This window comes from Tundrisphaera lichenicola (genome assembly GCF_051175385.1).
Lineage (GTDB): Bacteria > Planctomycetota > Planctomycetia > Isosphaerales > Isosphaeraceae > Tundrisphaera > Tundrisphaera lichenicola.
The window spans coordinates 895,228-907,708 of sequence record NZ_CP195106.1; the positions used below are offsets into that span (position 1 = coordinate 895,228).

General features: G+C 64.9%; 8 protein-coding genes. 3 read left to right on the plus strand and 5 right to left on the minus strand.

Annotated features, from left to right (window positions below):
* The first annotated feature begins 230 nt into the window (after positions 1-230).
* Positions 231-815: an RNA polymerase sigma factor gene (locus P12x_RS03470; protein WP_435009442.1), complete on the plus strand. Its 585-nt coding sequence runs from the start codon at positions 231-233 to the stop codon at positions 813-815.
* The gene (locus P12x_RS03475) at positions 812-4,249 is read left to right on the plus strand and encodes a WD40 repeat domain-containing serine/threonine protein kinase (protein WP_435009443.1); all 3,438 of its coding nucleotides are present in this window, start codon (positions 812-814) and stop codon (positions 4,247-4,249) included. Before P12x_RS03470 ends, P12x_RS03475 begins: the two co-directional genes overlap by 4 nt.
* A gap of 63 nt (positions 4,250-4,312) precedes the next feature.
* Here the strand turns inward: P12x_RS03475 and P12x_RS03480 are convergent, their stop codons facing one another.
* From P12x_RS03480 to P12x_RS03490, 3 genes are all read right to left on the minus strand, one after another.
* Positions 4,313-6,727 (minus strand): S8 family serine peptidase, encoded by a 2,415-nt coding sequence (locus P12x_RS03480; RefSeq protein ID WP_435009444.1) that lies wholly within the window; start codon positions 6,725-6,727, stop codon positions 4,313-4,315.
* Between the two features lie 226 nt (positions 6,728-6,953).
* The gene (locus P12x_RS03485; protein ID WP_435009445.1) at positions 6,954-7,610 is read right to left on the minus strand and encodes a PEP-CTERM sorting domain-containing protein; all 657 of its coding nucleotides are present in this window, start codon (positions 7,608-7,610) and stop codon (positions 6,954-6,956) included.
* Between the two features lie 145 nt (positions 7,611-7,755).
* Positions 7,756-8,784 (minus strand): prenyltransferase/squalene oxidase repeat-containing protein, encoded by a 1,029-nt coding sequence (locus tag P12x_RS03490; protein ID WP_435009446.1) that lies wholly within the window; start codon positions 8,782-8,784, stop codon positions 7,756-7,758.
* A gap of 192 nt (positions 8,785-8,976) precedes the next feature.
* On the opposite strand from P12x_RS03490, the gene P12x_RS03495 reads away from it, so the two are divergent.
* Positions 8,977-10,152 carry a mandelate racemase/muconate lactonizing enzyme family protein gene (locus P12x_RS03495; RefSeq protein ID WP_435009447.1) on the plus strand — a complete coding sequence of 392 codons (1,176 nt, stop codon included), beginning with the start codon at positions 8,977-8,979 and terminating at the stop codon, positions 10,150-10,152.
* A 67-nt stretch (positions 10,153-10,219) separates the two neighbouring features.
* Here the strand turns inward: P12x_RS03495 and P12x_RS03500 are convergent, their stop codons facing one another.
* Together P12x_RS03500 and P12x_RS03505 are read right to left on the minus strand one after the other, a co-directional pair.
* Positions 10,220-11,590 carry a sigma-54-dependent transcriptional regulator gene (locus P12x_RS03500; RefSeq protein WP_435009448.1) on the minus strand — a complete coding sequence of 457 codons (1,371 nt, stop codon included), beginning with the start codon at positions 11,588-11,590 and terminating at the stop codon, positions 10,220-10,222.
* A gap of 6 nt (positions 11,591-11,596) precedes the next feature.
* Positions 11,597-12,358, minus strand: coding sequence for a sensor histidine kinase (locus P12x_RS03505; RefSeq protein WP_435009449.1), 762 nt, complete (start codon positions 12,356-12,358; stop codon positions 11,597-11,599).
* Between the last annotated feature and the right edge of the window lie 123 nt (positions 12,359-12,481).

Here is a 12,481-nt window from a genome sequence, read left to right on the forward strand (position 1 = left end):
GAAGGTGGGGGGGGACACACCTCCACTTCACCGCGAGGCCTGGCTGCATCGCCCGATCTCGGAGCAAAGTTGTTCGAGCTTGCCGGAGTTAGTCTCGGGACCGCCGGAAGCGTTCGCGAGCCTGACGTGTTTTTTTGCGAATCTTTATCGTCCTTGCGAGTTCCTCGAATTTGGAACTATACTAGCGGTTCGGGACTCCCACCCTCGCGAACGACGCGGTCGGAGACGAAATGGAACGTCCCATCAGTCACTCGATCGACGCCGGCAAGCCCGTTTCAAGCGGGGATGGGGAGGAGCCGCAGCGTTTCGTCGACCCGAATCTGGGCCAGTATGAGCCCGCCCTCCTCGATCGCGCTCGCAAGCTGATCGGTCCGAAACTTCGCCCGCTGATCGCCCCATCGGACTTGCTCCAGGAGACGCTCCTGATCGCGGTCCGACGCGTCGCCGAGGTCTCGGGGCGGCCGTCCCGTCAGGTCCTCGCCTGGCTCTTGCAGACGATGCGATTCCGCCTGATGCGGTACGTCCGCGACCATCGGACCGAGCTGGATACCCAGGCCGAGCCCACGGTCGAGCCCGTCGGCGACTCGACCTCGGTCACGAGCCGCCTGATCCAGGCCGAACTGATCGAGACGATGCTCTCGCGGTTCGAACTCCTCCCGGAGGCCGACCGAAAGCTTTTGCTCTGGATCTACGTGGAGCGGCTGGATACCGCCGAGATCGCCGCCCGGTTGGGGCGGACCGAATCGGCCGTCCGCGGGCTGCATCATCGGGCGATCGGGCGGCTCAGGGGTCTTTTCGAGGCCGAACGGCCATGAACGACGAACCATCGACCCAAGCAGACGAGTTGACCAAGGACATCCGAAAGGACGCGAACCCGAACTGGCCGGAGGCGGACCAGGCGTGGCATCATCTCCTGGAAGTGGTGTTCGACGCCGGCCGAGCTGGACCCACCCTGGCGAATCTCAGGGCTTCGGATCCCGGGGATTTCAGCCCGGAATTCCTGGCCGATGAGGATGATCGGGATTCCGTCGGGTCGAAATCGAGAGGCTGGCTGGGCCTCGGCTCGACGTTGGGTCGCTTCCGGATCGAGGGAGAGCTGGGACGAGGCGGCTTCGGCGTGGTCTACCTCGCCTTCGATACCCGACTGGGCCGCCGGGTGGCCCTGAAGCTCCCTCGGCCGGATCGGTTCCAGAATGCGGCGCTCTGGCGCCAGTTCGCGCGCGAGGCCCGCCTCTCGGCCGCATTGGATCATGAGGCGATCGTCCCGGTCCTCGATGCCGGGACGATCGATGGCGTCGTCTACATCGCGACTAGCTACCAGCAGGGCGAGAGCCTATCATGCTGGCTGGCCCGATCGACCAAGGTCCCGTCCTGGCGGCTGGCCGCTCGGCTGGCCGAGCGATTGGCGGCCGGCCTGGCCCATGCTCACGACCGGGGGGTCCTTCATCGCGACCTCAAGCCCAGCAACGTGATCCTGGTCGACGAGCCCGATGGCCCGGGCCGGTTCTGGCCTTTGCCCCGGATTACCGACTTCGGGCTGGGGACCTTCGACCATGTCGAGGGCCGGGCGGTCGAGGCCGACAGCCTCACCGGATTCTTGCAGGGGTCGCCACCCTACATGGCTCCCGAGCAGTTGCTCGCCGATTCCGGGCAGGTCGGGGTTCGCGCCGATATCTACACGCTGGGGGCGATCCTCTACGAGTTATTGACGCGAACGCCGATCTATCCCTGCCGATCCCTCGGCGAGTTAAGCCAGAGGCTCACTCAGGGCGAGCCGCCCCCGTCGCCCCGATTGCTCCGTCGCGAGATCCCTCGCGACCTGGAGACGATCTGCCTGAAATGCCTGGAGCGGGATCCGGCCCGGCGATACCCCACGGCCGATGCTCTGGGCGACGACCTCCGGAAATTCCTCGAAAACCGCCCGATCGCGGCGCGGCCCTTGCCGGCCTGGGGCCGCCTGGCCCGCTGGTCCCAGCGACATCCGAGCCTGGCCTCTCTGGCCGGTGTGCTGCTGGTCTGTGCGGTGGTCTGGCTCGCCCAGCTGCTCGTCCACAGGCGAGAACTGATCGACTCCAATGATCGCTTCCGGGTCGCCAATCTCCAGCTCAACCGGATCAACGCCCAGCTCGATCAAGCCAGGAAGGAACTCGACGCGGGCCTGAACCAACTCCAGCGTCGGGAGCGCGATCTTTCGGCGCATCGATACGCCCTGGACCTTTCCTCCGCCTCGTCACTCCTGGCTCGAGGGCATCGGGAATCCGCTCAGATGATCCTGAGGCGGCAGATACCCGAGGCGGGAGGGGAGGAAGATCACCGCGAATTCGCCTGGTATCACCTCCGGGAGGAGGCCTGTCGCGACTATTCCGTCTTCCTCCTGGACGACCCGTCCTGGATGATGATCGACCGATTCGATCTCTCGAACGGGAACCTCAGGGCCGGCGCCTCTTCGTTGCTGGAACACGTCCACGATCTCTACGACCTCCGGATCGATCCTTCCGGGCCTCGTTACGATGCGTGGGAGAAATCTTGCCTGCCCATGCTCGGCCCACTCCGGGTCGAGCTCGATCGGGCGAATCGCACGGTCTGGTACGGATCGGGCGCGAAACGCCAGATCCTGGAGCGATCGAACAGCCGCCCCTTCCTTTCTCCCGATGGAATGACGCTCGTCCTATCCGACCTCGATTGGACCCCGGATCTCAGGACCGATCCCCCGCCGCCCGCCGAGGTACGCGTGATCCCGGTGACCTCGGGGGATACCTTGAAGATCATCCGGATGCCGGGGTTCTTCAAGGCGGCTTTCTCCGCCGATGGCCGGACCCTGGCCGCCCTGGCCCACCAGCCGTATTCGGCAAACTCCTGCGTGCCTGTCATTTACGACCTGACAACCGGGCGAGCGGTGGCCTTGTCGGGATGGACCCCGGAGTATGAGATCACCAAAGTAATTGCACCGAAAAAACGACGCTTCATGATGAGCCTCGCGATCTCCGCCGATGGTCGGAGGCTTGCGATCAGCCAGGAGGATCGGCCCATCGAGGTGATCGATGTTCGGGAAAGGCGATCGGAATGGGTTGCGAGTCGCGACTCGTTCGATCCCGATGCCATTGTGACGACCCTGGCCTTCTCACCCGACGGCCGGAGGCTGATCTCGGGCGATTCGACGGGCCGGGTTCGGCTCTGGGATCCCTCGACGGGTCGGCATCTGGGCAAGGCTCCCTTCCAGAGGAAGGTCATCGCGTCGGCCGGTTTCTATCCCGATAGCGATCAGGTCGTCGCCATCGGCGAAGGGGAGTCCCAGGTCCGTGTCTGGTCGCTCGCCCCGAAGATCGCCCCGCCCACCCTCCCAGGGCATGGGGACGAGGTCTGGGACATGACCTTCTTGCACGGCGCTTCGACGCTCGTTTCCGCCGGGGATGACCATAAGATTCGCTTCTGGGACGTGCCCCGAGGGGTCCAGGTCCGGGAGATCGACGCCCACGAAACCCTGGTCACCACGCTGGCCGCCTCGCCCGACGAGACGATCCTGGCGTCGGGCGATTACCTGGGTGGAGTCTGGATCTGGAACCTCGCCAATCCGGCCGATCCCGGGCGGAAACTTCTCGACCTGAAGGGACGGATTCGCTCGCTGGCCTGGTCGCCCGACGGTCGGTACCTCGCCATCGCGGGGCCATCAGGTCCCATCAGGATCTGGGACCGCAAGGCCGATCGCTTCCAGAAGATAGCCACCGATCATTCGAGCACCCATACTCTAGCCTGGACGCCCGACGGTAAGGTCCTCGCCGCCGGCAGCCATGATGCTGTTATCACGCTCTGGAACTGGCCCAACCGCGACCTCGCCGGAGAGGTTTCGACACGAGACCCAACCGCCTGCATCGCCTTCTCCCCCGATGGAACGCTGCTCGTGGCCGGGGGCGCGGCGGGTAGTCTTCAAGTCTGGAACATGAGCCTACTCGACTCGCCTCCCCTGCGTGTCGAACGTGCTTCGGGGATCGAGGGCGTCTGGAGCGTGGAATTCAGCCCAGATGGCCGGACCCTGGCCACGGGGGGAGACGACGGGTCCGTCGGTCTTTGGGAACCGTCGAGCCTCCGTAAATTTTACTCGCTCGATCGCGAGGAGACGGAGATCCAGGCTGATTGGACGGAGACGAAAATTCACGCCCTGGCCTTCTCGAAGAATGGGACCAAGCTCGCCAGTGCTAACTTCCTCGGCGAGATCTCCATCTACTCCGGTCCGCCCTCGCCCTCGCGTTGAACATGGAGGGTCGAGTTTCCTCGCCTCGACCCGCCCCTCATCCTGGTATCGAACCCGGCCGCTTCAACCGTAAACGCTCAGGTTGTAGAGCGAGTAGTTGTCGCTGCCCGGACTGGTTTTCGTGGCGTAGATCCGGACGTAGCGGCCGGAGCCGGCGAGGCCGTCGAAATCATGAACTCCGGCGGTGTTGTTCCCCGAGACGTTGACCAGGGTCGTCCATCGGCTCGCGTCGTCGCTCATCTGGATCTGATAATCGACGCCGTAGGCGGTCTCCCAGTCGAGTCGAACTTTACTGATCGATCGCGAGGAGCCGAGGTCGACGTAAATCCAGCCGACGTCGCTACTCTGCATCCATTGGCCGCTCGACCATCGGGTCGAGCCACTGCCGTCATTCGCTCGACTCGCCAGGTATCCTGGTCCCTCAACCGACGAGGCGTAGGTTGGCTTGCCCTGCGCGAGGTCGGGTTGCGAGGTCGCGTAGACGTTGAAGTCAAAGAGCGAATAGTTGTTGTTGGCCGAGCTGGTCCTGGTGCAGTAGACCCGGACGTACCGGGCCGTCTCGGCGAGCCCATCGGCGGAATGGATCCCCGAGGTCTGATTGCCGGCGACGGTCGCTATGGTCGTCCAGCTGGAGGCGTCGTTGCTGGCCTGGATCTGGTAATCGACGCCGAAGGCGGTCTCCCAGTTGAGCCGGACCTCTCCGATCAGCTGCGGCGAACCGAGGTCGACGTAAAGCCAGGCGGTGGAGCCCGACTGCATCCACTGGCCACTCGACCAGCGGGTGGAAGGATCACCGTCAATCGCGGCCGCCGCGAGATAACCAGCCCCCTCGATCGTTGAGGCATGGACCGGTCGGCCCAGGGCGAGGTCGGGGTTGGAGTTGGGGTCCGAGGTGGCCGGCGTGGCCGAGGCGAGCGGGGTGATCGTGATGCCGTCGACCTTGGCCCCTCCGGTCGGATGGCCGGGCGTGTTACCGGGCGTGGTGTTGAAGAAGACCAGGGAGATCTTGCCCGAGCTGTCGGCGATCGCGGTGAAGGTCCGGGCGATCGCCTTGAATTTCCCGCCCGCGGCGGCGTAGATGTCCAGGTTGGGCAGGACGACGTTGCCGTTAATCGCGACGCCGAATGTCCGCTGACCCGCCCCGTTGTAGAAGTTCTCGGAGAAGTCGAGCCGGACCTGGTAAGGAATCCCGGGGACCAGTCCGGGGGCGGTGTAGGTGAAGCTGTTGGAGTCGAATCGCTCGGTACGGTAGACCGATTGGGGGGCGGGGTTGGTGACGTTCGAGGTATCGATCACTTGGTTCGGATCGGGGATGGTATACGGGGCACCGCCGGAGTAATACGAGGTCTCGGCCACAAAGGCTCCCGACCCCGTGGCCGACCCGGCCGCGATCGCGATCCCGGAAGAGTTGTCGGGCAGTCCGGCCTTCAGGGCGAGGTACGCGTCGACCATCCCGCCCGAGATCGTCTTGCCGGCCAGGCTGTCGAGCGGCTTGGTGGTCGTGACGATCCGCTGGACGATCTGCTCGGCCGAGTATTCCGGATGCTGGGCCGCAACCAGGGCCGCCACTCCCGAGACATACGGGGCCGCGAACGAGGTCCCTCCGGCGAAGTCGATGTAATTATTCTGAGACGCGAGTCCGGTCGTACTGAGCTGGACCCCCGGCGCGGCGAGGTCGACCGTGGTTGCTCCGTAATTCGAGAAGCTGGCGAGGTTTCCGGAAGAATCGACCGCCGCCACATTGATCATGTTGGGCAGGCGGAACGCGGCCGGATAGACCGGAGTACTGGCCAGATCCTGCCCGATCCCGGAAGTCACGCCTGCGGTCCCGGAGTTGCCCGCCGCCACCACCACGACCACGTCCTTCGAGTCGGCGTACTGGATCGCTTGATAGAGCGGGTCGAACTGCCGGAGGAAATCCACGGTCACCGGCGAATCATAAGTATAGCCGAAGCTCATGTTAATGACCTTCGCCCCATGATCGACGGCGAACCGCACGGCTTTTGCGTCCTGCGAGACGGTCTTCCCCTTGAGGGCCATGATCGGCGAGGCCCAGGCCACCCCGGCGATCCCCTGGCCGTTGTTCGAGGCGGCCCCGATGATCCCGGCCACGTTCGTCCCGTGCCCGTCGGAATCGCTGATATTGGGGCTGTTTGCGGAAAAGTCCCAGCCGTTCACGGCCCCGGGATAGAGGGGATCGCTATTCGGATTGGGGTTGACCCAGAGTTTCCCCGCAAGATCCGGGTTCGACAGGTTGACCCCGCTACTCCCCACGTCGGCCACGACGACCTTGGGGCTCCCGGTCGTGATCGCCCAGGCCTGAGGCGCGTCGATGTCGACGTTATTGGTCGAATTATTCAGGCCCCACTGCTGGGAGAACAATGTGTCATTAGGGATGATGCCGCCCGCCCGGAGAGTCCTCGGCTCGAGGCTTTCAAAACGGAGTGACAACGCCTTGCGCTTTCGCGTCGGTCGCATGGTGTCGCCTCGATGTAGTCGCCGGGATTCTCGATCAGGGTGCCGGTTCATCGACGAGGGTGATGCCGGAGCGCGGAACGAACGTGACCCTTCACCAGATCCCGTCGGCCCTCCGACGCTGGATTATGGCACCTAAATGGCGACGGTGTCGGCATTCACCCATGAAAAAACCCCTCGGAATTCGAGGGGTTCGCGATCGAGCGGATTTGATCGAATCGAGGCCGGATCAGCGACGAAAGCGACGGAGTGCCGCCAGGCCCGCCACGCAGGCGAACAGGGCCATCGGGCCGGGTTCGGGGACCGGTTCCGGACTGGGCACGGCCTGGATCACGGCCCTCAAGGCCATCGATCCTCCCTCGGTCGAGGATGGGAGCCGGGTCGAGGCACCGGGGGCGTCGAAGATGCTCGCCGTCAGGTTCCCGGCCGGGAACGGATCGACGTACGACGGGAAGGGGGGCGTCTCCTCCAACGGGTAGGTCAGCCGGTCGATCCAGTAATGGGCGTTGGAGGTCCCTCCGCCGTCGATCGTCCCGCTGATCAGTCCCCGGAGGACCACCGGGGTGGCATCGGGCACCGCGACGCCGTCCACCGACCGAGGCGTGAACGTAAGCTCAAATGGCGTATGATCGTAAGTCGTTTGACTGCCGTTCGGGAGCGGGTCGATTACGAATCGTCCCAGCTCGAAGCTCGAACCGGTCGTCAATGAGCTGTCGGTCCCCTCGAAGTGGACGATCGAAGGTCCGGTCACGCCGGTCGAGTCGATCGTGCCATCGGTCTTGAAGTCGATCTCCGAAGTCAGGGTCGCCGGCAGGGCCGGACGGGCGAGGCCAATCAGGAATGTCGACGCGATCAAAAACCCGGTCCGGGCATCGGCGAGGCGCATGGAGATCCTCCTTGAAATCCGCAGCCCCTCGAACTAACCGAAGGCGCGAGCGCCATTTATCATCGGTCGGCATCGCATGTCAAGCACAGTTCGATATTCGGCGTGCCAGATCAGGCTGGGGTGCGGCGTTTTCCTTCCGAGGAGCTCAATGTTCGCCGCAGGCCGATAGTGCCATCAGGGCGAAGCCGGTCCCGGCGTGTGTCAAATAATGGGCATGATCGAGACTCGGCGAGCGAGTGAACCAGCGACCCGAGGCGCGTTGGTGCGTCTTGAGCCACCGGACGCCCCGGCGGATCGGCTCGGCATCGGCGGGCACTCCGGCCTGACGGAGGACGTAGATGACGTAACCCGTCCCATAGCCGTCGCCGGGAGCGTCCTCCGGGTTGGGCGTGCCGTCGCGACGATCCCACTTACCCAGAGAGGTCAGGCTCCAGCCCCCGTCGGGACGTTGCTTGGCGATCAGGTCGGAGATCGTCCGCTCGCGTTCGGCGGGGTCCATGAGCCCGTCGACTCCGGTCGAGGCCCAGAGCAGGAGCGCCCGGTGATGGAGATGGGGGGCGGGCGTGGACCGGAGATAGCCTCGGAGCTTTTCCAGGCCGCGTTGCGCGGCCTCGGTCTCCTTGTATCCGCCCGGGGCGTGTCCGACCGCGACGGCCGCCCACGCGGTCCCGTAATAGTCGTCATCCTCGGAAGGCGGGAGGTCGCAATCGAACCACTTCCAGCTCCCGTCGGGGCGCTGGATCGTCCAGATCCGATCGAGCGTCGCGCGTGTGATCGGCTGGAGCTTGCCGGTCGAGGCCGCGTCGTTCAGGGCCAGGGCGGCGGCCGTGGCGACGATCTCACCCTCGGCGATCGGCCGGGCCGACTTCTCGGGCCGATCCCATCCGGCCGCTCGACCTTCGAAGAAGGCACGGACCTCGACCAGCTCGGGCGAAGCCGGCCCTTCGACCGTCGGTCCGGCCATCATGTGGGCGTAGTTGGTGTGGCACGTCCCGCATTTCCGCTGCCTCGTCCAGTTCGCCGAGACCGTATCGAGGAAACTCGACGCCTTCTCGATCGAGAACGCGCCGATCGGCTCCTCGTCCGTGTTGGGCCCGGGCTTCGACGGTGTATCGGCCCCTTGAGCGGCGGGGATGATCATCATCGCGATCCAGAGGGCGAGTTTGCGAGGCATCGGATGGCGTCTCCTGAGCGGGAGGGGATGGATCCCGACCATCATTGCCACGGGATGTTGGCCCAGGCTATCCAAAATTGATCTTTCCGGATTAACCGGACTTCAATGTCCGTCTTCTGGCAATCCTCCGTCCGGGTCGCTATGTTCCTCCCATACTTATCGACTGGACCGGACCGGGACTGGGCGACTCGCATGAAGATCACGGGTCTGGAACTCCACATCCTCCTGGCTCCCGACTACGACCCCGGGGCCTGTTCCTCGGCGCAGGACGACCTGATCGTGGAGGTGAGGACGGACGAAGGAATTGTCGGGATCGGCGAGACCGACACCAACCCCTGGGTCGCTCGGGAATGCATCCGCGCCCGGGGCACCCATTGCATGGGGCTGGGATTACAGGAGATGCTACTGGGCGCCGACCCGATGCAACCCGAGGCGGTCTGGGAGACCCTCTATCGCGGATCGAAGATGACCGGGAGGCGAGGGGCCCTCATCTGTGCCCTGGGGGCAATCGACACGGCCTTGTGGGATATCAAGGCCCAGACCCTGGGCGTGCCGCTCTGGAAACTCCTCGGTGGCAACCCCGGTCGGGTCACGCCTTACGCGTCCCTTTTGCCGACCGGTCGGACCATTCGGGACTACGCCGACTCGCTCGTCGCGAAGGTCAAGCGGACGAAGTCCCTGGGCTACCGGGCCGCCAAGCTGGAAGTCTGCGTCAACGGACCCTATAGCCACAACGGACTTCAGGAGCCCGACGACGTCATCGTGGAGATCGTCGCCGAATGCCGGAACGCGGTCGGGCCGGATCTGGTCCTGATGGTCGACGTGGCCTATGCCTGGCCCGATCCCGCGACGGCCCTGGGGGTGATCGAGAGGCTCGCCCCGTTCGGGATCGAGTTCATCGAGACGCCGATCGATATCGACGATCTCGAAGGATATGCGTTCCTCCAGGAACGGTCGCCGATCCCGATCGCGGCCGGGGAGTGGCAGAACACGCATTTCGAATTCCTCGATCTCGCCGATCGGGGGAAGGTCGACGTCCTGCAACCCGACGTCGGCCGGGTCGGCGGGATCACCGAAGCCCTGAAGGTCTGCCGGATCGCCGCCGATCGGGGCCGGAAGATCGTGCCGCATTGCTGGAAGTCCGGCCTCGGGATCGCCGCCAGCGCGCACCTGGCCTCGGCGACCGAGCACTGTCCCTACATCGAGTTCTTGCCGCTCGAACTCGCCGAATCCCCGCTCCGCCGCGAACTCTTGGTCGAAGACTTCCGGATCGTCGACGGCCAGCTCGAACTCCCCACGAAGCCTGGACTCGGCGTCGATCTGAACCGCGAAGCCCTGCGGAAGTACCGGGTGGATGAACGAGTTTGAGACGGGACCATCTCCGGAAGGCGAGCCCTGCCCTACGAAAAATTCCGAGGAAAATGCGTTCGAGTGCTTATCCGATCTCGTATTCCTTGATCTTGCGATACAAGGTCCGCTCGCCGATCCCGAGGAGTTTGGCCGACTCCTCGCGGTTCCCGGAGGTCAGCTTCAGCGTCTCGGCGATGTAATGCTTCTCGACCTCCTCGAGGGGGCGGCCCACCAGCGCGTCGGCACCCGGTGAACCGGCCCCGACCGATCCCGGGCCGGCGGGAGCGAGGTCTTCGGTCAGGTCGTCGACGTCGAGGACTCCATCCGAGTCGATCACGACCATGCTCTCGATGGTGTTTTTCAACTCCCGGACGTTTCCCGGCCAGGGGTGGGACATCAAGGTCTTCCGCGCGGCGGGCGACATGGAGGTGACCAGCTTGCCGTGAGAGGCCGCGAACTGCTTCATGAAGTAGTCGGTCAGCAGCGTGATGTCCTCGCGCCGCGAGCGGAGCGGCGGGAGGTGGACGCTGACCACCTTGAGCCGGTGGTAGAGGTCCTGACGGAACCCGCCCGAGCCGATCCCTTCCTTCAGGTCGCGGTTCGTCGCCGAGATCAGGCGGACGTTCACCTTGATCGGCTCGTTGGTCCCGACCCGGACGATCTCGCCCGACTCCAGGACCCGGAGGAGCTTGACCTGGGTGGAGAGCGGGATATCCCCGACTTCATCCAGGAACATCGTCCCGCCGTTGGCGTGCTCGAACCATCCCTTCCGCTCGCGGTCGGCCCCGGTGAACGCCCCCTTGATGTGGCCGAAAAGTTCGCTTTCGAGGATGTTCTCGCTGAGCGCCGCGCAGTTCAAGGCGACGAAGGGTTTGGACCTGCGAGGGCTGTTGTTGTGCAGGGCCTTGGCCACCAGCTCCTTGCCGGTCCCGCTCTCGCCGGTGATCAGCACGGTGGCCGACGTCGGCGCGATCTGGCGGAGCCGTTCGACGACCAGGTGCATCAAGGGGGAGTTGCCGATCACCCCCTCGAATCCGAAGCGTTCGTTGAGCTGGCGCTGGAGTTCCAGGTTGGATCGGGCCAGTCGTTGCGACTGCGAGACCTTGTCGGCCACCGTCCGCAATTCGATGATGTCGAGCGGCTTGGTCAGATAGGTGGTCGCCCCGGCCTGCATCGCCAGGACGGCAGCCTTCGCGGTGTTGTGGCCGGTGAGGATCACCACCTCGGCATCGGGAAGCTCGCGCTTGGCCCTGGCCAGCACGTCCATCCCGCCGACGTCGTCCATGATCAGGTCGGTCAGGACGATGTCGAAATCCTGCTCCTCGATCAGCCGGAGCCCTTCGCGGCCCGACCCGGCGACGACGCATTCGTAGCCGACCCGCTCCAGGCTCTCGGCCACGGCTTCGGCGTGAGGCTCGTCGTCATCCACCACCAGGACTCGGATCTGGGAGGCCATCGAGCTTCAGCCTCCCTCGGCCAGCGGGAGCCTGATGGTGAACCGCGATCCCTGGCCCGGTGCGCTCTGCAAGGAGATCGAGCCGCCGTGGGCCTCGACGACCTTACGGGTGGTGGGCAGGCCGAGGCCGCTCCCGCCGGGCCGGGTCGAGTAGAAGGTGTCGAAGACCCGCGAGGCGACCTCCTCGGACATCCCCACACCCGTATCGGTCACGTCCAGGACGGAGCAATCCCCCTCCAGTCGGGTCTGGAGGATCAACTCGCCGCCGTCGGGCATGGCGTGCTGGGCGTTCCGGATCAGGTTCCAGAGGGCCTGCTTGAATAGGTCGACGTCCAGCGGGACCAGGGGCAGGTCCGGGTCATACTGGGTCCGGATCAGGACGCCCTGGCCGACGGCCTGGGGCTCGCAGAAGTCGCGAAGGTCGTCGACCACGGCGTTGAGGTCGGTGGGGACGGTGGTGAGGTCCTGGACCTTGGCGAACCGGAGGAAGTCCTCGACGATATCCTGGAGTCGGTCGGTCTCGCGCCGGACTCGTTCCAGCTTCTGGAGGACTCGCTTGTCGCGGGTGGTCTCGGCACCGCGGAAGTCCTCGACGAGCAGGTCGAGGTTCAGGCTCATGGTCGACAAGGGATTCTTGATCTCGTGGGCCAGTCCGCCGGCCAGTTGAGCGATCTCGGTATACTGGGCGCGGAGCCGCCGCGTGATGGCCGAATCGTCCTGGTGAACCAGCGACTCGTCGTGAACTGTGCTGGTGGAGAGTTCGGCCATGGGCGGAGTCTCCGGCCGGCGATTGGGGGCTGTTGGCCGATCCGAGAGGGCCTAACTAGTCGGTGAGGGCCCACGTCGAATAATAAATGGGCGGCGCCCATTCCACCAACACTGATAAAGGAC